This is a genomic window from Streptomyces piniterrae (genome assembly GCF_005048155.1).
GTDB classification, from domain to species: Bacteria; Actinomycetota; Actinomycetes; order Streptomycetales; family Streptomycetaceae; genus Streptomyces; species Streptomyces piniterrae.
The window spans coordinates 105,622-127,904 of record NZ_SUMB01000012.1; the positions used below are offsets into that span (position 1 = coordinate 105,622).

General features: G+C 70.7%; 16 protein-coding genes. 7 read left to right on the plus strand and 9 right to left on the minus strand.

Translation table 11 applies throughout. The features are described 5' to 3' along the window. Positions 1 to 43: 43 nt before the first annotated feature. The 3 genes from FCH28_RS29650 to FCH28_RS29660 form a co-directional block, all read right to left on the minus strand. Positions 44 to 7,639 (minus strand): type I polyketide synthase, encoded by a 7,596-nt coding sequence (locus FCH28_RS29650; RefSeq protein WP_136743270.1) that lies wholly within the window; start codon positions 7,637 to 7,639, stop codon positions 44 to 46. 428 nt (positions 7,640 to 8,067) lie between these two features. Beyond that, on the minus strand, positions 8,068 to 8,346 hold the full coding sequence (locus FCH28_RS29655; protein ID WP_136743271.1) for a hypothetical protein: 279 nt from the start codon (positions 8,344 to 8,346) through the stop codon (positions 8,068 to 8,070). Positions 8,347 to 8,707: 361 nt separating this feature from the next. Continuing rightward, complete coding sequence (locus FCH28_RS29660; RefSeq protein WP_222852459.1) at positions 8,708 to 9,151, minus strand: MarR family winged helix-turn-helix transcriptional regulator; 444 nt, start codon at positions 9,149 to 9,151, stop codon at positions 8,708 to 8,710. A gap of 201 nt (positions 9,152 to 9,352) precedes the next feature. Here FCH28_RS29660 and FCH28_RS29665 point away from each other — a divergent pair, with 201 nt between their 5' ends. Together FCH28_RS29665 and FCH28_RS29670 are read left to right on the plus strand one after the other, a co-directional pair. Further along, positions 9,353 to 10,405, plus strand: coding sequence for an SMP-30/gluconolactonase/LRE family protein (locus tag FCH28_RS29665; protein WP_136743272.1), 1,053 nt, complete (start codon positions 9,353 to 9,355; stop codon positions 10,403 to 10,405). A 139-nt stretch (positions 10,406 to 10,544) separates the two neighbouring features. Then, complete coding sequence (locus FCH28_RS29670; RefSeq protein ID WP_136743273.1) at positions 10,545 to 10,979, plus strand: helix-turn-helix domain-containing protein; 435 nt, start codon at positions 10,545 to 10,547, stop codon at positions 10,977 to 10,979. Positions 10,980 to 11,100: 121 nt separating this feature from the next. Here the strand turns inward: FCH28_RS29670 and FCH28_RS29675 are convergent, their stop codons facing one another. Beyond that, a complete protein-coding gene (locus tag FCH28_RS29675; RefSeq protein ID WP_187363957.1) occupies positions 11,101 to 11,526 on the minus strand; it encodes a hypothetical protein in 426 nt (141 codons plus the stop codon). 254 nt (positions 11,527 to 11,780) lie between these two features. On the opposite strand from FCH28_RS29675, the gene FCH28_RS38325 reads away from it, so the two are divergent. Together FCH28_RS38325 and FCH28_RS29685 are read left to right on the plus strand one after the other, a co-directional pair. Next, complete coding sequence (locus tag FCH28_RS38325) at positions 11,781 to 12,056, plus strand: hypothetical protein (RefSeq protein WP_169314276.1); 276 nt, start codon at positions 11,781 to 11,783, stop codon at positions 12,054 to 12,056. A gap of 445 nt (positions 12,057 to 12,501) precedes the next feature. Then, complete coding sequence (locus tag FCH28_RS29685) at positions 12,502 to 12,798, plus strand: hypothetical protein (protein WP_136743275.1); 297 nt, start codon at positions 12,502 to 12,504, stop codon at positions 12,796 to 12,798. Positions 12,799 to 12,857: 59 nt separating this feature from the next. On the opposite strand, the gene FCH28_RS38330 is transcribed toward FCH28_RS29685, so the two are convergent. Further along, on the minus strand, positions 12,858 to 12,995 hold the full coding sequence (locus FCH28_RS38330) for a hypothetical protein (RefSeq protein WP_169314279.1): 138 nt from the start codon (positions 12,993 to 12,995) through the stop codon (positions 12,858 to 12,860). Between the two features lie 261 nt (positions 12,996 to 13,256). Further along, positions 13,257 to 14,378: a baeRF2 domain-containing protein gene (locus tag FCH28_RS29690; protein WP_136743276.1), complete on the minus strand. Its 1,122-nt coding sequence runs from the start codon at positions 14,376 to 14,378 to the stop codon at positions 13,257 to 13,259. A 367-nt stretch (positions 14,379 to 14,745) separates the two neighbouring features. Here FCH28_RS29690 and FCH28_RS29695 point away from each other — a divergent pair, with 367 nt between their 5' ends. From FCH28_RS29695 to FCH28_RS29705, 3 genes are all read left to right on the plus strand, one after another. Further along, the gene (locus FCH28_RS29695) at positions 14,746 to 15,504 is read left to right on the plus strand and encodes an ankyrin repeat domain-containing protein (RefSeq protein ID WP_169314280.1); all 759 of its coding nucleotides are present in this window, start codon (positions 14,746 to 14,748) and stop codon (positions 15,502 to 15,504) included. 264 nt (positions 15,505 to 15,768) lie between these two features. Further along, entirely contained in the window at positions 15,769 to 16,845 is a 1,077-nt protein-coding gene (locus FCH28_RS29700; RefSeq protein ID WP_136743278.1) for a mechanosensitive ion channel family protein, read from the plus strand. Between the two features lie 170 nt (positions 16,846 to 17,015). Next, complete coding sequence (locus FCH28_RS29705) at positions 17,016 to 18,188, plus strand: macrolide family glycosyltransferase (RefSeq protein ID WP_136743279.1); 1,173 nt, start codon at positions 17,016 to 17,018, stop codon at positions 18,186 to 18,188. Between the two features lie 319 nt (positions 18,189 to 18,507). Here the strand turns inward: FCH28_RS29705 and FCH28_RS29710 are convergent, their stop codons facing one another. The 3 genes from FCH28_RS29710 to FCH28_RS29720 form a co-directional block, all read right to left on the minus strand. Further along, entirely contained in the window at positions 18,508 to 18,903 is a 396-nt protein-coding gene (locus FCH28_RS29710; protein ID WP_246103347.1) for an ArsR/SmtB family transcription factor, read from the minus strand. 134 nt (positions 18,904 to 19,037) lie between these two features. Beyond that, positions 19,038 to 21,281, minus strand: coding sequence for a xanthine dehydrogenase family protein molybdopterin-binding subunit (locus tag FCH28_RS29715; protein ID WP_136743280.1), 2,244 nt, complete (start codon positions 21,279 to 21,281; stop codon positions 19,038 to 19,040). Continuing rightward, positions 21,278 to 22,273: an FAD binding domain-containing protein gene (locus tag FCH28_RS29720; RefSeq protein WP_136743281.1), complete on the minus strand. Its 996-nt coding sequence runs from the start codon at positions 22,271 to 22,273 to the stop codon at positions 21,278 to 21,280. Before FCH28_RS29720 ends, FCH28_RS29715 begins: the two co-directional genes overlap by 4 nt. Between the last annotated feature and the right edge of the window lie 10 nt (positions 22,274 to 22,283).

Here is a 22,283-nt window from a genome sequence, read left to right on the forward strand (position 1 = left end):
GGGGAATGCGTCGATGAGCTTGCGGGCGGGGAGGGGCGGAGCTTCAGGGCTGGGGTTGCGGCGCGGGAGCTGCGGGGGGAGTGGCGGACTGCTGGGCGGGCAGGGCGACGGCCACGGCTGCGCCCTCGGATGCGGGCTCGGCCGCGCCCTCGGCTGCGGGCTCCGCGACGGCCGGCGGTTGGTCGTTGTTCAGGCCGAGGCGCAGGTGCAGCAGGGTGGTGAGGCCGTCGATGGTGCGGCCGCTGCGCAGCAGCTCCATCGGCGGGATGTCGATGTCGAAGTGGTGGCGCAGGGACATCAGGAGTTCGGCGGCCATGAGGGAGTCGATCCCGTACTCGTCCAACCTGCGGTGCGGATCGAGGGCGTCCGGGTCCATCTGCATGACCTTCGCCAGCAGCTGTGTGATGGCGTCCTGTACCGCGGCGCGGGCCTCTTCCGGCGGCAGGGCTGCCAGTGCCGCGAGGATCTCTTCGCGGGACCGGCCGCCGGTCTCGCTGCGCGAAGGCAGCAGCAGGCTGTGGCGCGGGGCGTTGAGACTGGGCAGCAGGCCACGGGCCCGGCCCCAGTGGTAGCGGCCGACTCCGGCAACCGGGGCGTCGCGGGTGAGCAGATCGTCGACGGCGGCGAACGCGTCGCGCAGACCGAGGGGTTCCAGGCCGACGGCGGAAAGCTGGGCCGTCAGGTCGTTGCGGACGACATAGCCGGTTTCGCCGAGCGCTCCCCAGGCGATGGCCTGGGCCGGCAGTCCGGCCGCGCGCCGCTGCCGCACCAGGGCCTCGACGAAGAGATTGCCCGCGATGTACGGGGCCTGGTGCAGGTTGCCGATGTACGCGGCGTCCGAGGAGATCAGCAGGAACAGGTCGAGCCGCCGGTCGCGGGTGAGCCGGTCCAGCACCAGTGCGCCACCCGCCTTGGGGGCCAGCACGGCGGCGAAGCGCTCTGCGGACAGCTCGCTCAGGGGCGCGTCGTCCAGGTGCATGGCGCAGTGCACCACGCCGCGCAGCGGATGCCCTCCGGCGTCGATGCCGTCGAGCAGGGCGCGCATGCGCGCCATGTCCGTGCAGTCGGCCGCATGCGCGGTCACATGGACGCCGCGGCGGGTCAGCGCGTCGAGAAGGGAGGCGGCCTCGGGGGCGGCCGCCCCACGCCGGCCGACGAGCGCGAGGTGGCGGGCTCCGCGGTCGGCCAGCCACTGCGCGGTGGCGGCACCGAAGCCGCTGAGCCCGCCGGTGACGAGGTAGGTGCCGTCCGGATCCAAAGCGGGGCGGGCGGGGTCCGCTGTGACGGTGACGGGCTCGTCGAGGGGGTCGAAGGCGACGACGACCTTGCCGATGTGGCGGGAGTGCTGCATCAGCTCGAACGCCTCGCGCACCCGGTCCGCCGGGTACACCGTGTGCGGCAGCGGCCGGTACGTACCGCTGCGCACTCGCTCGCCGACCTCCTCGACCAGGGCGAGCGCCTCGTCGGGCCGGTGCATCAGGGACAGCAGGTCGACGCCGAAGAAGGCGAGGTTGTTGCGGAACGGGCCGAGGGAGAGCGGCTTGTTCTCGTAGATGTCGCGCTTGCCGAGTTCGATGAACCGGCCGCCGGGCCGCAGCAGTTCGAGGCTGCGGTCGATGGCTTCGCCGGCGAGGGAGTTGACGACGACGTCGACGCCGTGCCCGCCGGTGAGCGGCGTGACCTGGGCGGCGAAGTCCAGGCGGCGGGAGTCCAGTACCTGCTCGGCGCCGAGGAAGCGCAGAAGATCGCGTTTGGTCTCGTTGCCCGCGGTGGCGACGACGTGCGCACCCCGCATCCGGGCGAATTGGAGTACGGCCAGCCCGACACCGCCGGCACCGCCGTGGACCAGGACGGTCTCTCCCGCCCGGAGCCGCGCCAGGTTCTCCAGGCCGTAGTGCACGGTGCAGAAGGCCACCGGCAGGGTCGCCGCGGCCGCGAAGCTCATGCCCTCGGGAACGGGCAGCAACCCCTGGGCCGGGGTGATCGCGTGCGAGGCGAGTGCCATGGGCGCGAGCCCGAAGACCCGGTCGCCGACGGCCGGTGTGCCGACCCCGGGCCCCACGGCGGTGACGATGCCCGCGCACTCCATGCCGGGCGCCGTGTACGGGGTCCCTTCGCTGCATTCCGATGGCAGCAGTCCGGTCACGGACATGACGTCCCGGTAGTTCAGCGCGGCGGCCCGCACGGCCACCGTCACCTCCCCGGCGCCCGGCTCCCGGGGAGCGGCCGCCTTCCAGCCGAGGGCGTAGGAGAGGCCGGGGCTGTGGACGTCCAGGGCGTAGCGGTCCGAAGCGCGGGCGGGCGTGGCGGGCAGCGGCATCTCGCGGGGGACGAAGCGTCCCTCGCGGGTGAGCAGGATCTCGTCCTCGTCCGACGGCGCGAGCAGTTCGCCGGCCAGCCGGTGTGCGTCGGTGCCCGTGGCACCGGACCGGTCGAGGCTGATCCGCCGCACGGCCAGGTGCGGATACTCGTTGTCCAGTGTGCGGGCGATGCCCCAGGCCGCGGCGTCGGCGGGGCTTTGGGCACGCTCGGGAGCGGGGAGGGCACCGCTCGGGCGGGTCACCAGCCACAGCGATGTGCGGCCCTGCGGGCGGCCGCCCGCATCGGCCTCCGCATCGGCCTCTGCCAAGCTGCGCAGCAGACTTGCCCGTTCGGCGGTGTGCCCGGTGAGTTCGGCGACGTCGGAGGGCGCGCGGTCGGCGAGGATCAGCACCAGGTGGAGCTCCTCGGCCGTCTCGCCGATGCCGGGTTGCCATTCCCGTACGTCCTCGTGGGCCTGGACGAGGCGCACCGGATGCCGCCCGCCGGCGGCGAGCAGCTCCGCCGTGGAGTCGGCGAGCGGCTGCTCGGAGGGCCCTTCCCCGACGATGACGAACACCGCGCTCTCCGGACCGAGGGGAAGGGCGGGCGGCAACGCACCAGGCCTCGCGGAAGCGGTGGCCAGCACGACGGAGGCGGCGACGAGCTCCGCCGCGCGGTCGTCCCCGGTCTGGACGATGTCGGCGAAGCCGCACCGCTCCAGCAGCGGCGGCCACTCCTCCCGGGGCAGCAGGGCGGAGTGCGGGCGCAGCGCACGGTCGGTGTGGTGGTGCCAGAGTCCGTCCACGGCCCCGAACCAGGGGATCAACGCCACGGGGTTGTGGTTCTCGATGCTCAGAAGACGGCCACCGGGGGCCAGGAGGGTGGCGATCCGCTCCAGGGTGGCGGTGAGGTCCTTGCAGGTGTGCAGGGCGTTGGCGGCCACCACGAGGTCGAAGCCGCCCTCGGCCAGGTCCTGCTCTCCCGGATCCACGTCGAGATCGAAGGTGCGGTACCGCACGAAGTCGTAACGCGCGAAGCGCTGTTGGGCGCGCGGGAGGAAGAACGCGGAGACATCCGTGTACAGGTACGTGGTGCGGTCGGCCGGCAGAACGGGGAGCAGGGCGCCGGCCAGGCCGCCGGTGCCGGCGCCGACTTCGAGGACGCGCAGCGGTCGGTCGGCCGGCCAGCGCCGCACCATTTCGCCGACCAGCGTCTGCGCGATGCGGTTTTGGAAGCGGCAGAACGGCGCGGTGTCGTAGAACAGCTCCAGCGCGTACCCCGCCCCCTCGCCGGTCAACGCCTCCAGCGGGTCGCATTCCCCGCGGAGCAGCGGCATGATCTGCGCGCCGTTGCGTACCGCCAGCGCCGCCTCGTTGACGGAGGCCGGAAACTCCGACACCCCCGTGTTGAGCTCGTCCGAAGAGGGACGTTCGGTGGACGTCAGGGCCCAGCGGCCGGCTGCCGTACGCCTGACGAAATCGTGCTGCTCCAGGACCGGCAGCTCCAGCTCCAGCATGGGGAGGTGCTTCTCCAGCACGCCTGCCGCGGTCAGGTCCGCCGGCGTGAAGGATTCGGAGGGGTCGGGGAGGAGGTCCGCCACGGCTTCCGCGACGCGCGTGGCGAAGTACCTCTGGGTCTGGCCCATCGCCTCGGGGTAGCGCAACGGCCGCCAGCACCGGAGCAGTTCCGCGATCCGTTCCTCGCAGGCGGCGGCGATCACCTCGGACGCGGGCAGCGGGCTCGGCGCGCCCGTGGCGTCGCCGTGCGGGGCGGCGCGGAGCACGGTGTGATGCCGGGTCACCGGTGTGTGCACGGGGCTGGCGAGGCGGCGCAGACGGCAGCCCGTCATCTCGACGGCGACCGTGCCGTCCTCGTCGGTGACGGTGATGTCCCAGCACACTTCGGCCGGGGTGGCGGACCGCTCGCGTACGTGCACAAAGCCCTCGGTGGCCAGGGGACGCCAGACCTGAACGGCCTCGAACGCCGACGGGAGGTAGACGTCACCGTCGGCCGTACGCCCCTGCATCAACGGGGCACCGGCCTGCAGCGCACCGTCGATCAGCAGGGGATCCGCCGTGTACCGCTGCTCCGGGGCGGTCTGCCGGTAGGCGGCCAGCACCTCGCCCGACCCCACCCGCAGCTCGGTCAGGACCTGGAACGCGGGTCCGTATCCCAGCCCTCGCTCCGCCAGCGCCGCGTACTGGTCGGCGGCCGCGATGAGGTGGGTGCAGCGGGCCCGGGGGCCGGCCGGGTCCAGGGCGCCGGGGGCGCTGCCGACGCGCTGACGGACGCGGGCACGCACATGCGGCCGCGGATCGCCCGCGTCCTCTTCGGTGCTGGTGATGGTCACCACTCCGTCATCCGGATTCAGCGCGAGCTGGGTGTGGACGCTGGAGGCATCGGCCCAGGGGAGGGTCAGCGGGCTGGCGATCTCCATGCGGTCCACCGACACCGCCGTCCCCAGCGCCCGTTCGCCCGCGGCCAGGACCATCTCCAGGTAGGCGGCGGCGGGTACCACGACGGAGCCCGCCAGCCGGTGGTCGGCCATCCAGGGCACCAGCGCCGGTTCGACGGCGCCGTGCCACACCGGGTGCGGTCCTGGCATCCGCTCTCCCAGCAGGGGGTGCTCCACCCGGCCGCTGCCGCTGGTGCGCACCCAGTCGTGCGGGGCGCCGTTCCAGTGGCGCTCGCGCTGCCAGGGGTAGGCGGGGAGGTCCACCACCCGGCCCGGACGGGGGAAGTACCCCGTCCAGTCGATGTCGGCGCCGGCGGCCATGATCGCCTCGACCGCCCTGTGCAGTGCTTCGCGGCCGTCCGTAGTGCGACGCAGTGTGGGTACGACGGCCGAGGCCCCGGTGCGGCGCCGACCGGCGGCCCGGCGCAGATAGGGCCGCAGGACCGGATGCGGCCCCAGCTCCACGAAGACGTCCACCTCGTCCTCCATGGCGGCTTCGACCGCCGGCCCGAACCGTACGGGCTCGCGCACGTTCCGCCACCAGTAGGCGGCGTCCAGCTCGGTGCCGTCGATCCGCCGCCCGGTCACCGTGGAGTACAGCGGCACGCGGGCCGGCGCGGGCGCCAAGCCGTCCAAGGCCCGCAGCAGCGGCTCCCGCAGGGAGTCCATGGCGGCGCTGTGGAAGGCGTAGTCCAGGTCCAGCACCGTGCACACGGTGTCCTGGGCGCTCATCTCGGCGGCCAGGCGCAACAGCGCGGACTCGGGCCCCGAGACGGTCACGTCCCGGTCCGAGTTGACCGCCGCCACCGTCAACTCCGGGTGGCCGGCGAGCACTTCGGCGGCCTTTTCCGGCGGCAGCGCGAGGGCCGCCATCCGTCCGCACCCGGCGGTCCCCGCCTGGGCCCGGGAGCGCTCCGCGATGACCCGCGCCGCCTGCCGAAGGCTCAGTGCCCCGGCCACATGGGCGGCGGCCACCTCGCCCACACTGTGCCCGAGCACGGCGGACGGGATGACGCCGCGCGCACGCAACACGGCCGCCACCGCGACCTGGACGGCGAACAGCAGCGGCTGGGCGATCTCGGTCGCCGCCAACTCGGCGTCCGTGACCGTGCCCAGCTTCTCCGCCACCGACCAGCCCAGATACGGCAGCAGCGCCGCGTCCACCTCCGCGAGGGCGGCGGGGAACGGCCCGTCACCGTCCAGGAGACCGGCGCCCATGCCCGCCCACTGCGAGCCATTGCCGGAGAAGACGAACGCGACCCGGCCGTGCTCCGTCGCCTCTCCGACCGCTCCGCCGCTCTCCCCGTGCGGCTCCTCGGCTTCGTCGGCCGGGAATATCGCGGTCAGCCGGTCGGCCGCCTCTCCCGGCCCGTCCGCGATCACCACCGCCCGGTGCCGGTGAGTGCCGCGACGCAGGGTCGCGGTGTAGGCGAGGTCGTAGAACCGCTCCGGCTCGGTCCGCGCGAGCCGTTCGGCCATACGGGCCACCGCCTCCCGGAGCGCCTGCGGGGTACGCGCCGAAACCAGTACCGGACGGGCCGCGGCCTGTTCCGCCGTCGCCGGCACGTCCAAGGCCACCGGTTCGGCACCGACGATGACGTGTGCGTTGGCACCACCGAAGCCGAAGGAATTGACGCCCACCACAGGACGCGACACCTCCGGCAGGGGCAGGGCGTGCTCCACCGGTGCCAGGTTCAGTCCGGCGAAATCGATGTCGGGGTTGGCCGGCCGGGTGTGCAGTGAGGCCGGAGCGGTGCCGTGGTGCAGCACCAGAAGCGCCTTGAGGAGTCCGGCGATGCCGGACGCGGGTTCCAGGTGCCCCAGGTTCGACTTCACCGACCCGATCGGCAAAGCCCCCGACCGCCGACGGGTCGCCAGCGCGCGGCCGATGGCACGGCACTCGGCCGGGTCCCCGACCAGGGTGCCGGTGCCGTGCGCCTCCAGATACACCAACTCGTCCGGGAGGACACCCGCTTGCTCGTACACCTCCCGCAACAGGGCCTCCTGCGCCTCGGGGTTCGGCAGGGAGACCCCCGCGGTGCGGCCGTCGCTGTTGGAGCCGCTGCCGAGGATCACCCCGTGCACCCGGTCGCCGTCGGCCCGCGCGTCCGCCAGCCTCTTGAGCACGACCAGTCCGCCGCCCTCGGCCCGTACGAAACCGTCCGCCTCGGCCGAGAAGGCCGCGCACCTGCCCCGCTTCGAGAGCATGGACGCCTGCGAGAACCCCACATAGTGATAGGGGCTGAGCAGCACGTTCGCGCCCGCGGCCAGCGCCGTGCGACTGGTGCCGTCCGACAGCGTGCGGCACGCGCGGTCCAGCGCCACCAGCGAGGACGAGCAGGCCGTGTCGATCGCCATACTGGGGCCGCGCAGATCCAGACAGTGCGAGAGACGATTCGCCGCCAGCGAGGACGCCGCACCCGCCATGGTGTAGGCGTTCACCGAGCGCGACTTCATCAACTGCAGGGCGCCGTAAGAGGCGTCGCAGATCCCGACGTAGACGGCGGTGTCCGAACCCGCCACCGCTCGCGGGGCGATCGCGGCGTCGTCCAGCGCCTCCGCCGCCAGCTCCAGCAGCAGCCGATGCTGGGGGTCCATCTGCGCCGCCTCCCTGGGCGTGATGCCGAAGTACTCGGCATCGAAAGAGGCGACATCGGACAGGAAACCGCCCGCGGCGGTGTAGCTCTTGCCGGCGCGCGGCATGCTCGTATCGATGAACCGGGTGGCGTCGAACCGCTCGGCGGGCGCTTCACCGACCAGGTCCCGGCCCTCTTCCAGCGCCTGCCACAGCCCGTCCACATCGCTGATGTCACCGGGCAATCGGCAAGCGGCTCCCACAATGGCGATCGGCTGGTACCGGCCAGGGGCGTTGGCAGCGCTCATACGCGTTCCTCACGTGGTGCCGGGAGTCGGCGGAGCGGGAAAGCCGGCGGCTCCGAAGGCTCCGCCACTCCTCCCGCGTGCGGACGCGTCCTCGACGACGGAGCCCTGCGTGGCCCGGAATCACGGCTGCACAGTGGTGCCGACAGCGCAATGCTCCAAGAAATCCAGGCCCGGCACGAGGGGGAGAAGTCCGCAGCAGCCCACAGCGGTGCGCACCTCGTGACGGCTTGTCAACTCGCTGAACAGCGCTTTCGCCTGACCCGGCAGGGTGACAGGGCAGCAGGACCCGGCGGCGATTTCACCTTTGTGGGGGAGTCCGTCGGCTTTGGGGGAGCCTCGCGAAACAGGCCACCGCTGAGGGAACTGCCGGGAGTGACCCGCCGGGGTGAGGGGCTGGGCGAGGCCGGGGCCGTCGCCGTCCCCCCTCGTCAGCGCGCGGTCAGCGAGCCGTCCTCCGCGACGGTCAGGTTGGCCTGGGGGTCACCGGGCGGGCAGTCGCGGCCGTTGGGGTAGGTCGGCTTCGGCGTGAGGGTGATGTGCCGGTCGAGGACGGTGGCGCCCTGCCGGTCCTTGAAGACGAGGGTGACGCGTACGGGCTTCTGCGGGAGGTCGTGCACGACAGCGAACCCGGGGGGGCCGACGGGCTGGGGGGTGCGCGGCGTCTCCGTCGCCGGAGTGCGCGGTGCGGTCGGGGTTCCCGTGGTCATGACGGGGTCCCCCGGGCTCCGAGGTGCCTCCGGTGACTCCTCCCGAAGCCGCAGGACGCGCTTTTGGCACGTGCCGTCCCAACAGACGGTCAGGGTGGCGTCGGCGACCCTGTTCGCGAGTTTCGGGGCGACCTTCACCCCGATGCCCTCGAGCGAGCCGATCAAGGTACAGGGATGGCTGCCGTCCCCCGCGGAGTTCCCGCACGCGCTCAGCAGTGTCAGGGCTGCCAGGAGCACCGCGGCTCGGACGCCTCGTCCCGAGCGGGTCCTGGAGGCACACTTCACTGTCTCGATCATGTCCCGCTCATGCTCGCACAGGGCGGGCGGCGCCGCCGGAAAGCGCCCTCCCGCCACGCATCCATCAGTCCGGCCGTACGGAATCCAGCAGGGTGGCGCACCGGCCGAGCAGAGCGACCAGCGTGGCCCGCTCCTCGTCCGTGAACTCGTCGGACAGCGCGCGCTCGACGCGCACGGCACGGGCGTCCGCGTCGTCCATGACGGCCTGGCCCTGTTCGGTCAGCCGGGTCTCCAGGACGTTCTTGTGCCACTCGTGCGGGGTGCGCTCGATGAGGCCGTGCTCCTGGAGATTCTTCAGCACCGTGTTCATCGTCGGCGGCGTCACCCCGCAGGCCCGCGCCAGCGCCGCCGCGGAGATGCCGGGCTTCTCGGCGAGATAGAGCAGCGCGGCGTACTGCGGAACCGTCAGACCGGCCGGCTTGAGCGCCGCGTGCTTGGCGCCGTTGAGCGCCCGTTCGGCGAGCTTGATGGAGGCGCCGAGGCGCTCGGACACGGGCATGGACGTCATCCCCGCATCGTAACGGCCGTATGGGGAGGAAGACCCTTGCCCATGCGTAAGCACTCGCATGGAGATGTGAACCTTGACGAACATTAGAGTTCTAATCTACCTTCGTGCTCGTTCTTCTAGCCGGTTCTCCCTACTCGTTCTCCCTACTCGCCCTTTCTGCTCGTTTGTCGTGGTTCTTCATTTCACCGAGAGGCATCCACCATGTCCCGCACGATCCGGCACCGGCGTCGCGCTCTGACCGCGGCCGCCGTGGCCCTGACCGCCGCCTCCGCCATCCCCTTCGTCGTCACCGCGCAGGCGGACGCAGCCGCCTCGCATCCGGCCGCCGCGCGCGCCGCCGCCCAGCACGAGGGCCGCGCCCGGGTCTCACCCGCGTACGACCTGCCGGGCGACCGCGTCTATCCCGAGGGCATCGCCGCCGACCCCGTGAGCGGAGACCTCTACATCGGCTCGTACACGACCGGCGCCGTCTACAAGGCGACGCCCGGCCGGCGCACCGCCGAGGTGTTCCTGCCGGCCGGCACCGACGGACGCACCACCGCGAACGGCCTGAAGGTCGACCGCTCCGGGCGCCTCTGGGTCACCGATTCGACGGCCGGCGTCGCCGTGTACGACCTGCGCAGTCGCGCGCTGATCGCGCGGTTCGATGTGACGGGATCGGCCAAGTCCTTTGTGAACGACCTGGCGATCACTCCGGACGGAACGGCGTATCTGACGGACAGCTACCGGTCCGTCCTCTACCGGGTCACGCCGCGGCAGTTGGCGTGGGCCGCGGCGCACGGCCGACGGGCCGAGCTGACCACCGCGTACGACCTGACCGGCCCGATCGGCCCGCACCCGGCCGACGCCGCCACGCTGAACGGCATCGTGGCCGACCGCTCGGGCCGCTATCTGCTGACCGCCGACATGACCGCCGGCACCCTCTACCGCGTCGACCTGGGCTCGGGGGCGGTGCGCCGGGTCGCGCTGCACGGCGGGGACGTCCGGCACGGCGACGGCCTCGAACTGCGCGGCGACACCTTGTGGGTCGCCCACAACGTCACCAACACGATCAGCCGCTGGCGCCTCTTCGACGATGGCGCGTCCGCGCGTGTGGAGCGCAAGGTCACCGACAAGGCGTTGCAGATCCCCACCACTCTGGTCCGCAGTCACGGGCGCACCCTCGTCGTGCGGTCCCAGTTCGACAAGGGCGGGCCCATGGGGCCCGGAGTGCCGCAGACGCCGTTCACGGTGGCGGTCGTGAACGGCATCTGACGCACCCGGCTCGACGAACCGGGGGTGAAGGAACGGCATGTGATGGCTCGTCAGCTCAACCGTTCCTCACTTTCCACCGTTCCCCATTTCCCCCCAACTTCCCTGTTGCTGCCTTCCGCGGGGAAGTTAGGGTGCTTTCGTGAACGATCGTTTCTACTCCGTGGAACAGGTCGCCGGACTGCTGGGTCTGCATCCCCGCACCATCCGCAATTACGTACGGGACGGGCGCCTGGCCGCGGTCCGCATCGGCAAGCAGTACCGGATCGCGCACCGGGATCTGGAATCGCTCACCGGTCGTACGGTGCCCGAGCCGCCGAGCGAGAAGGCCGGGCGGCAGCGGCATACCGAGGTGTCGAGCATTGTGGAAATCGACGCGATCGGCGCCGAGACGGCCAACCGCCTGACCACCCTCCTGATGACCTCGGCCGCCAACCGCGGCCCGGGTGACGGGCCGCCCCTGCGGATCGAGACGGCCTACGACGAGGAGGGAGCCCGGTTGAAAGTCATCGTCCTGGGCGGCCTGGCGGACACCGCCCGGCTTTTCGACTACCTGGAGGGGGTGCTCGCGTCGTGACCCTGCGCAGCTGCCCGGCCGCGGGTTGTCGGCCGGGCGGCTGCCGTACTCCCTGGGGCGCGGCTCTTGTGGCGGCGAACCCCTGCAAGGAACTCGCCGACTTCCAGCGTCGAACGGGGAATCAACGGCGCGGCGTTGGCCGCCGCTGAATCCTGTACGCGTCGCGCAGCAGGCCGGGAACCGCTCGGCGGTGTACCGCGGACAGCAGTGACCACACGCGTGTCGCTATCGGGCGGTCGTAGCGGACGAACGTGGCCAACGACACCTGCCCGTCGTCGACCCGGACGGCGAGACCGCCCGTCAGCATCCAGGAGTGGGCCTTGAGCACGATCGTTCTGTCACCGCGGTCGATGATCTGCCATCCGGCCACGTGATCCGCTGATGATCCCCGCCCCTTCAAACGCAGGCCAAGAAGTACCCGCCAGGTCAGTTGGCCTCGTAGGCCCGCGACGTCGTCGAACGCCGCACGGGCCCACTGCTCCGGTGACCTGTGTGAGGCGTCCTGCGTGGTGAGTGTGAAGAGGTCGATGTAGTCGGGGTCGGTCATGGGGCTGAGAGCGCGGATCGCCTGGGGAATGTCGTGCTCTTGGCGACCGATCGGTAGGCGATCGGCCCCGTTCGACCCGTCTCGGTGGAGGCGACGGCTGGTTCCAGTTCGCACCTGCATCTCCTAACTGCCTTAGGGCGAGCCCGAGTTGCGGCATCGTCGACTCAACGTAACATCCGTACATGTGTGTACGTTAGTTGGGGTGGATGGGTAGGCGGGTGGGGCCGACGGGGCTCTGCGTAGGGTGGTGGCCCGTGACAGAGGCACGACGGCGGTGGCCCAAGCTGGACCCCGACAGCGGCGTCGAGGACGTGACGTTGCTCATCCTGGAATGGCTCGGCGAGCAGGGCGTAGGGGCCATGATCCGGGTCGATGCGGAGCGCATGCGGGAAGGCCGGCCGGCTTGGACGTTCGCCGCCGGTGGTGGACCGTTGGCCGGCGGGCTGAGAGCTGATGGGGCCTCAGTTGCCCAGTGCATGGGCAGGGCACTGCATCGACTGCGAGAAGCCGGGCTGGATGTTCCCTTCTGAGGTGGGAGCGGAGCGCCCCGCCGCGCTCGGCCCGGACGTCCCGGACGTCTCCGCGTGGCAGCGTCGGGGCCGTGAGGGGATCCTGAGAAGACCGTGCGGGGCTTGGCGGGGCGGCCTGTGGCGAAGGCGGGATGGCGGCGGAACACAGGCGTTCTGCGGCCCCGGCCGTCCAGCCGCACACGCAGCGTGATCTCGCCGCCCCGACGGCGGAACCGCAGACGCTCTGGGGCACGGACGGGCCGCGCAGATGACCGGCGCCGCGAGAGCGCTGGTCGGGGCCTCAGGCGTCACTCAAGCGGCTCAGTCCGACTGGTCCGGCCGGGTGGCGCGATGGTCGCATGGATGAGCGGGTGGGGCCGAATGAACCAAGCGAACCGGATTTGCCGGACGAGCAGTCCGGCAGCCCCCGCCCGCGTCCCAAGGGTGCCCGAGCAAGGAGACCGCCATGTACGAGATGCGCGCCGGCGCCGCGACAACCGGAACCACCGGGCTGACGTGGCACGTCATGACGAAGAGCGGCAGCATGACGGAGAGCGACAGCGTCGGAACTACATTGTGCGGACGCCGGCTCACCACCAGTCTGCGACCGTCCGCCGATGAGGACACCGCGACCGATCGCTACTGCGCACCGTGTATGGACACCCTCCGTGCCACGCTGACGAACGAGGGAGGCGGCCCGTCGCAGCGGCACCGCCTGTCAGACCTCGGTGAGGGAATGGCCGGCGAGTGCGCCCCCGCGTGACGGAGTGCATTCGGGCAGGCACAAGGTGAGGCTCCGGGCCTGGCCCGTGGGCCCGGCCCTCAGTCCCACTCGGGGGCGATGACCTGGTAGGTCTTCGTCCAGGTGGCTCCGCATCGGCAGGTGAACTGTTCGAGCAGTTCACCGGCGTCCGAGATGGCCACCCCGTGGTTCACATGGACGTGTGCATGCTGACTCATGGCGGGGCTCATGGGGTGCTCTCCGTTACGGGCGGGTCCTCGGTGGGACCGCCCCGTTGGTGGGCATTCGTCGCCATGGTGTGCACGCCCCGCCCTGTGCACCAATGACCCAGGTCACATCCACCCCCTCCCCTCGCGTCACACCCCTGCGAGGAGCCGTGCGCGTGGGTCGTTGCTGTCCTGCCGCAGCCGGTCCGTGCGGTGGGTGATTGCGTCGATACGGACGGCGAGCTGGGGTGGCTCTGTTGCGGGTGGGGACGGTCAGGGCTGTGGTGTGGGATCGGTGTACCGAAGAAGTACTCCCACGCCCTCGTGAAGCCGCAACTGATCCTCGGGGACGAGGATCAGTTCCGCCCCCGTCCCCACCAGCGCCCGGGTCAGTGCCGCGTCAGCGCGCTCCCGGCGGACGGTTCGCACGCCGTAGGACCGCAACTCGTCCTCTGTGACGGCGAGTTGACTGGGCTCCGGGCCCACCCACAGGCGCACCGGCGACTCGGGATGGTTGTTGAGGAAGAGCGCTCTGACCTGGCCTCGCTGCAGAGCCGAGACGGTGGCCGCCAGGCCTTCGGCAATTGCTCCGTCATGTGCCCGCTGCGAGAGGAACGCCCCGAGGAGCGCGCGGTCGTGGGCGGCCATCCGCCCGCTGAGCAGGTGGTCGAGTTGTTCCTCCAGGAGTGCGCGCCCCGGCGGTGGTTCGGCGCCTCGTTCGGTGGCGGCGCCTCGCTCGGCGGTGGTGAGCCGGGCGCGCAGGTACCCGGGGAGGCGGCGGGCCAGGATGCCCCGTGCCCAGGTTTCTCCCGCGAGCACCAGTATTTCGGTACCGAGCCGCCGAGCCTGGGTCTCCAGCTGTTTGGCGAGCTGCTCGGCCGCGCGCGGCCATGCGGCCACGGGGACCTTCTCGTGAACCCGCTCTCCGGGCGTCACCTTGGTCAGTGGCCAGGTCCCCGCCTCGGAGTCGAAGCGTACGGTGCGGGGCGCATCGGTGGAGTGCCGTCCAGAGTAGTGGACCCGCACGGCCTGGTAGGGGATCTCGGGCGCGTGCTGGGCCACGAGCGGCATGGTGTCCGGGAGCGACCCGAAGTGGGCCGTGTCGTGCGCCGGAGGGCTGGGCAGTTCGCCTTGCAGGGCGAGCTCCCCGTGCGCGGTGAACAGGGCTTGCCCGTGCATGCCGGGCACATCCGCGTCACTGCCCACGGTGCCGGCGACAGCGCCTATCGAATCCGGGTCGGCGCCTTCGGCCACCAAGGTCTCCCGCAGCCGCCGCCAGCGCACCGCGATGGCGGTGTCAGGATCCGCGATGGCGCTGTCACGCGAGGTGTCCAGATAGACCGAGGCGAACGGGCCGGACTCCTTGTAGAGGGGTTCGAGGAAGGAGAGTCTCATGTGCCACTCCTGTGTTGCCGTTGCCGCTCCCTGTAGTTGTCGCCACTCCGTGCCGTGGTGCGCCCGCATCTCCATGGTGCGCCCGCAGCCGCCCGACGTCAGCCGCCGCGGCTGAGGGTCTAGGGCACTGCTGGTCCGCCGCCAACAAGATCGTCCCGTACACCCTGAGTCGCATGCGGGTGGTCCTTCGGTCTGACAGACGGGCGCCAGAGCGCTGTCAGACTGAAGAGATTCATAGAGATTCGTGCGGGTGCAGAGAGATTCATACACAGAGCGATGCGCGCAGCGAGACACATGCAACGTGCATCGCCGGCAGCGGGGACATCGCCCAGTACCGGGCGGCGTGCACAAGAAGAGGGGGGCCGGCGTGGCCAAAACGCTGACTGAGCGGCTCATCGGCGCCATATACGAAGAGAGAGCGGACCGGGTGGAGAAGCTCCTGCGTACAGGGGCCTCCCCTTCCGCGGCGAGTGCCGACGGCGAGACCCCGGTGTATCTGGCCGCGGTGTCGGGAGCGGCGGACATCGTGCGTCTGCTCCTGGAAGCGGGCGCCTCACCCGATGAGGAGAGCCGGGGCGACGGGAGCCAAGGGCTGCCGCTCTGCGCCGCGGCCTGCTGGGGCCACAGCGCGGCGGTGCGGGAACTGCTCTCCCACGGCGCGAATCCCGATCTCAGGGAAGACGACGGCACCGGCTTCACCGCTCTGCTGTGGGCGGCCACCGGAGGTCACCACGAGACCGTCCAGCTCCTGTTGGAGGCGGACGCCGATCCCGATGCCGGCATCCGCGACCGCACTCCGCTGATGGCCGCGGCCGAATTCGGAGCGACCGGCGTTGTGCGGAGCCTGCTGTGCCACGGCGCCGACGCCCGCCGCGCCGACGCTCAGGGTCGTACGGCGCTGGACCTGGCACGCGCCTGGTGCGGCAAGGATGTCGCGGCGGAACTGCGCAAGCAGGCGATGGTCGGGCCGGACGACACCTGCGAGGTCTCCCGCAGTACTCGGCCCGACGGCACCGAGCTGATCGTGCTCAGTGCCGGCTCGTCGGGTTCGGGTGGGGCGTATTGGGAGAAGGGGACGGGGCACGCCGCCATCGTGGACCTGCTTGTGGAGCACTTGACCCACTGAGAGCACATGGCCCACTGAGAGCCATGTGCCGCCGGCCGACGGGCTTTCAAGAGTGGGCCTCGCTCTCCAAGATGATCTGGCCGAAGTTCGCCCCGGGGCACCCGCTGCCTGCTGCCCCGGGTGCGGCAGGATGGCAGCTTGTGTCGGGGCTTCCGCGGATGTCCCGGCGCACTCACAGTTCTAGAGACAAGCAGGTGGCAAGGTGACGAAACGTTACATCCGGTGCTCGGCAGAGCTGTTTCTCCGGGCAGTGGGAGCCGGCCGGTGAACCGTGCTCTGACACTGCATGACTTCATCGTCGCCGGGGCCGCGCTGGCCGCCGGAATCGTGGCCGGCCTGTTTCTGCGGGCGACGATGCGATGGCTCGCCAGACACGCCGGCAGAACACGGTGGAGCGGCGACGACGTGATTGTGGACGCGTTGCGCTCCGTGGTGCCCTGGGCGGCGATATGCGGCGGCCTGGCGGCGGCCGGCGCGGCGCTCCCGCTGACGCCGACGGTCGGACAGAACGTCAACCGGGCCCTGGCCGTGCTGCTCATCCTGGTCGTCACGCTCACCGCGGCCCGGGTGATCACCGGTCTGGTGAAGTCCCTGGCCCAGTCCCGATCCGGAGTGGCCGGTTCGGCCACCATCTTCGCCAACATCACCCGCATAGTGGTGCTGGCGATGGGCGTCCTCGTCGTGCTGCAAACCCTGGGCGTCTCGATAGCCCCGCTGCTCACCGCGTTGGGTGTGGGTGGTCTCGCGGTGGCCCTGGCGTTGCAGGACACCCTCGCCAACCTCTTCGCTGGGGTGCACGTCCTCGCCTCGAAGACCGTGCAGCCGGGTGACTACATCCGGCTCAGCAGCGGCGAGGAAGGATATGTCGTCGACATCAACTGGCGGAATACCGTTGTGCGCCAGCTTTCCAACAACCTGGTCATCATCCCCAATGCCCAACTGGCCGGCACCAATATGACCAACTTCACCCGGCCGGAACAGCAGCTGTCGATCCTGGTGCAGGTGGGAGTCGGCTACGACAGCGATCTCGACCATGTCGAACGGGTCACCACCGAGGTCGTCGCAAGCGTGATGAAGGACGTCACCGGTGCGCTTCCGGAGCATGAACCCGCCGTCCGTTTCCATACATTCGGGGATTCCCGAATCGGCTTCACGGTGATCCTCGGGGTCGGCGAATTCAGCGACCAGTACCGGATCAAGCACGAGTTCATCAAGCGCCTGCACCAGCGGTACCGGGATGAGGGCATCAGGATTCCCGCCCCGGCGCGGACCGTGGCATTGCAGCAGACCGACGGAGTCGTGATACCGCAGCAGCGTGGAACGTCGGACCTGGTGCCGTAGGGGCGTGGGGCGACGGCCTGTACCCGTCAACCTCTTTGTGGGGGAGGGCAGATGGGCGACGACCCGATCCGCGGTCGTCGTCCACGGCCCCGTGTCCATTGCCGGCTCCTTCCCCGCCTTCCGGCAGGGGCGCCGGGGAACGGAAATCCCGGCTCGGTAGGATCTGAGGTATGCCAAAACACCTGTTATTCGTGGCTCTGGCCGGGCACGGGCACGTCAATCCCACGCTGCCGCTGGTCGAGGAACTCGTACGACGAGGGCATCGAGTGGACTACGCGACCGGCGTGGAGCACTCCGACGCGGTGACCAGGGCCGGCGCGCGCTGGGTGGAGGTGGAGTCGCTCGAACCGATGACGCCTCCAGCGGAGTTCGGGCCCGAATCCCTCGCCATGTTTCTGCGCCATATGTTCAAGGGACTGAGCGCGACCTACCCGGCGCTGCGCCAGCACTGTCTCGACGAGAAGCCGGACGCGATCTGCTACGACTCGATGAACTGGCAGGCCCGGGTCGTCGCCGAGCAGCTGGGTCTTCCCGCGGTGCGGTGCATTCCGAACTTCGCCTCGAATGAGCACTATTCGCTGTTCGCCAACTTCATGGACGGACACGACGTCGACAATCCCGCGGCGGCCGCGGTCGTCGCCGGCTGCGCGGAATTCACCGCCGAACACGGCGTGGCGCTCGACCCGGCGAGCGTCATGGACGAGAACGAGAAGCTGAACCTGGTGTTCCTGCCCAGGGAGTTCCAGCCCGCGGGTGACACCTTCGATGAACGCTTCCATTTCATCGGCCCCTCGTTGGGCAGCCGGGAGCACGACGAGGCGTGGTCGCCGTCCGACCCCGAAGCCCCCGTGCTCTTCATCTCGCTGGGCACGGTCTTCACGGACCGGCCCGAGTTCTACCGCACCTGCATAGAGGCCTTCGGCGACGGGCAGTACCAGGTGGCCATGACGGTGGGCGATTTGGACCTCGCCGAGCTGGGCGAGATTCCGCCGACCATCGACGTCCGACCGCGCTTTCCGCAGCCGGCCGTGCTGCAGAAAGCCGCCGCCTTCGTCTCCCACGCCGGAATGAACTCCACGATGGAGTCCCTGTATTACGGGGTCGGACTGATCACCGTGCCGCAGATGCCCGAGCAGGCCGCCAACGCCGGGCGGGTGCGGGAACTGGGGCTCGGTGAGCAACTGGACGCCGCCACGGTGACCGCCGATTCGTTGCGTGCCGCCGTTGCCCGAGTCGCCTCCGACACCGCGGTACGTGACAACCTCAACCGGATGCGCAAGGTCGTCAGGGAGAGCGGCGGAGCGGTCCGCGGCGCGGATGTGATCGAGGAATACCTCCGCTGAGGTCGCCGAGGTGTGCAGGGGGGCCGAAGTGTGCAGCGGGGATACCGCTCGTGGCGCCCCTGCACACCTCGGCCTCGGGCGGCGGACCGGATCACGAGCAGAACCGGATCACGAGTGGACGTGAAAACGATTTTCATCTAGCCTCCGGTGTCGACGGACCGTCCTGAAGGAGGGCCGGCCTGGAGGAGGAAAAGTGCCGCTGGTGATGATCTGGGCGCGCAGGGCCGCTCACGAGTTCGTGGCCGCGATCGCGGCCCGGGACGGGTCTGCTGTGGGGGGCGACGGCCGCGAGTAGCTCACGCCGTACGAGGGTGGCCGCTCAGACGGCGTGCTGCCCCAGCATCTTCCCCATCGCGGCCACCACCGTCGGCGCGACCCGGTAGTACACCCAGGTCCCGCGCCGCTCGGAGGTGAGCAGCCCCGCGTCCTTCAGCTTCTTGAGGTGATGGGAGACCGTCGGCTGTGAGACACCCACGTCGGAGATGTCGCATACGCAGGCCTCGCCGCCCTCATGGGAAGCGACGAGCGAGAAGAGCCGCAGCCGTACCGGATCGCCCAGGGCCTTGAACATCGCCGCCGTACGCACCGCCTCTTCCGCCGTGAGCGGGCGCTCGGTCAGCGGCGGGCAGCACGGCTCGGCCTCCGCCCCGATCAGCGGCAATGCCGTGGCATCCGTCGCGGGATCCGACAGGGCATTCGGCGCGGCATTCGACATATATCTATGTTGACACATGTCGAAGTGGGGGCTTCTGCGGCAGGCGTGCCTCAGGTGACGGTCGGACCGGTGGGTGCCGGCACACCGGAATGCCGGCACCCACCGGTCCCGCCCCCCTGCCCGGCGTCGTCATCTCACAGCAGATCCTCGATGGTGATGGGCAGCTTGCGGATGCGGCGCCCGGTGGCGTGGTGGATGGCGTTGGCGATGGCCGCGGCGGCGCCGACCTGGCCGACCTCTCCGACGCCCTTGACCCCGAGAGGATTGACGAACGCGTCCTCCACGTCGATGAGTTCGATGTCCACCTCGGGGGCGTCGGCGTTGACCGGTACCAGGTAGTCGCCCAGGCTGGAGGCGACCCACCGGCCGCGGCGGGGGTCCATGTAGTTGGCTTCGAGCAGCGCCTGGCCCAGCCCCCAGAGCATTCCGCCCATCAGCTGGCTGCGGGCCGTCTTGGGGTTGAGGACCCGCCCGGGGGCGAAGGCGCCGACCATACGGCGGACGCGGGCGAGCCCGAGATCGGGGTCGACTGCGACCTCGGCGAACTGGGCACCGAACGTCGTCATCCCGTAACGGGTGCTCTCTGCCGACGGGGACCAGGAGCCGGCCGCCTCGACGTCGGGCAGGAAGTTGCGGTGCAGCAGATCGCCGTAGCTCTCCCCGGTCTCGGGGGCGTCGCGCAGCATCATGCGGCCGTCTCGTACGGTGACGGTGCCGGGGTCGGCGCCGTGGAGGGGGGACTGGGAGTCCGCGGTGGCCTGGGCGATGAGCTGGTCGCGCAGATTCGTCGCGGCGGTGTGGACGGCCGCGCTGATCATGCCGGCTCCCGAGGAACCGACCGCGGCGGCGATGGTGGGCAGCGTGGTGTCACCGCCCTCGAAGCGGCAGCGCTCGAAGGGGAGGCCGAGGGCGTCGGCGGCCACCTGGGTCATCACGGTGGCGACCCCGGTGCCGAAGTCGGGCGTCGCGGCCTGCACGACGGCGGTGCCGTCGGAGTACAGGCGGGCCCGCGCCCGTTGCGGGTTGTTCGGGCCGTAGACGGGATATCCGGCGGTGGCCATGCCGTAGCCGATGAGCCAGTTGCCGTCGCGGTGGGACCGGGGCTCGGGGTCGCGCCGATGCCAGCCGAAGCGCTCGGCGCCGCGTTCGTAGCACACCCTGAGCCCCGTACTGGACCAGGGATTGCCGGTGGTGGGATCGGTGTCGGTGTAGTTGCGCAGACGCAGTTCGATGGGATCGATGCCCAGTTCGTGGGCGAGGTCGTCCATCGTGCTTTCGAGCGCGAACATGCCGGACGCCTCACCGGGGGCCCGCATGAAGGTGGGCGTCATGGTGTTGGCCCGGATGAGGCGGTAGACGCCCTCGTAGTTCGGGCAGGCGTAGATCTGGGAGGCGACGCCGAGGGAGGGCTCGGCCCAGTCGTCAAAGTGCGAGGTGGGCGAGAGTTTGTGATGCCGCAGCGCGAGGAGCCGGCCCTTTTTGTCCGCGCCCAGCGTGACGCGCTGTTCCTGCTCCTCCCGGTGGCCGACCGAGGTGAACATCTGCTCACGGGTGAGGCTGAGTTTGACGGGGCGTCCGACGTGGCGGGCGGCGAGCGCGGCCAGGGCGGGATGCGCCCAGATCATGGCCTTGCAGCCGAAGCTGCCGCCGACGTAGTGCGAGATGACGCGCACCTTCGAGGGGGTCAGACCGAGCAGTGCCGCGACGGTCAGCTGAGTGGCCGTCACCCCCTGCGTGGCGTCGTACAGGGTGAGCTGGTCCCCGTCCCAGGCCGCGGTGGTGGCGGAGGGCTCGATGGGGTTGTGGTTGTTGGCGGCGAAGGAGTAGGTGGCGTCGACGAGTACGTCGGCCTCCGCGAGCCCGGCCTCGACGTCGCCGCGCTCGGTCCGGCCGGGGACGAAGCCGGCGAAGATCGCCTCGGGCTCGTACGCGTCGTCACGCCCCTGGTCGAGCGTGGTGACGGCGGGCATCTCCTGGTAGGAGACGCGGATCAGGGCGGCCGCGTGCTGGGCGCGTTCCAGGCTGTCGGCGACGACGAGGGCGACCGGCTGTCCCGTGTAGTGCACGACCTCGTCCTGGAGGGGGAAGAAGGTCTGGCCCGGGGCGGGCATACCGGCGAGCGAGGGAATCAGCGGGGGCTGGGCGGCGGCCCCGGGCAGGTTCTCGTGAGTGAGGACGGCGAGCACCCCGCCGGCCTGCATCGCCTCGTCGGTGTCGATGTGGGTGATCCGGCCGCTCGGCACTCGCGCACCGACCATGACGGCGTAGGTCATGCCGACGAGGAGAACGTCGGCGGAGTAGTGGGCGCCGCCGGTGACCTTGTGACGGCCGTCGACCCGGTCCGTGGGCTGTCCGATGGCGAGGGTCGTCGCGGTCATGACTGACGCTCCGGGTGGGTGAGGGTCTCCAGGACTCGGACCATGGTCCGCTGGGCCAGCTCGGCCTTGAAGGCGTTGAGCGGTGTGGTGCGGGCAGCGGCGAGTTCCTCGCGGGCGGCCCGTCGGAAGGACTCGGTGTCGGCGGGGGCACCGTGCAACATCTCCTCCGCACGACGGGCCCGCCAGGGCTTGGTGGCCACTCCGCCCAGCGCGAGCCGTACGTCGCTGATGGCACCGTCCTCCACGGTCACCGCGGCGGCGACGGAGGCCAGCGCGAACTCGTACGACTCGCGGTCGCGGACCTTCATGTACATCGAGGTGCGGGCCATGGGCAGGCCCGGGACCTCGATGCCCACCACCAGCTCACCGTGCTCGAGCGGATGCTCCAGATGTGGGGTCTCGCCGGGCAGCAGGAAGAAGTCGTCGATCGGGTAGACCTGCCGGCCGTGCGGTCCCTCCGTATGGACGCGGGCGTCCAGAGCCATCAGGGGTACGGCGACGTCCGACGGATGGGTGGCGATGCAGTGCTCGCTGACGCCGAGGACCGCATGACCGCGGTTGAAGCCCTCCAGGGCACTGCAGCCACTGCCCGGATCACGCTTGTTGCAGGGTGACGTCGCGTCACGGAAATAGCCGCAGCGCACCCGCTGCATCATGTTGCCACCCATGCTGGCCATGTGGCGGAGCTGCGCGGAGGCGCCGAGGACAAGCGCCTGGGCGACCATCGGAAAGCGCTCCTGTACGCCGGCGGCGTCGGCCACCTCGCTCATACGGGCCAGCGCACCGATGTACAGGCCGCCATCGGGCCGGTCCTCGATCTGGGTGAGGGGCAGGTCGTTGATGTCCACGAGCCGGCGCGGCAGCAGGACGTTCTGCCGCAGCAGATCGACCTCGGTGGTCCCGCCGGCCAGAAAGTCGCTGGTGGGGTCGGCGACGACGGTGGCGACCGCGTCGGCCACGGCAGTGGCGCGGGAGTAACTGATGGGCCGCACAACGGTCTCC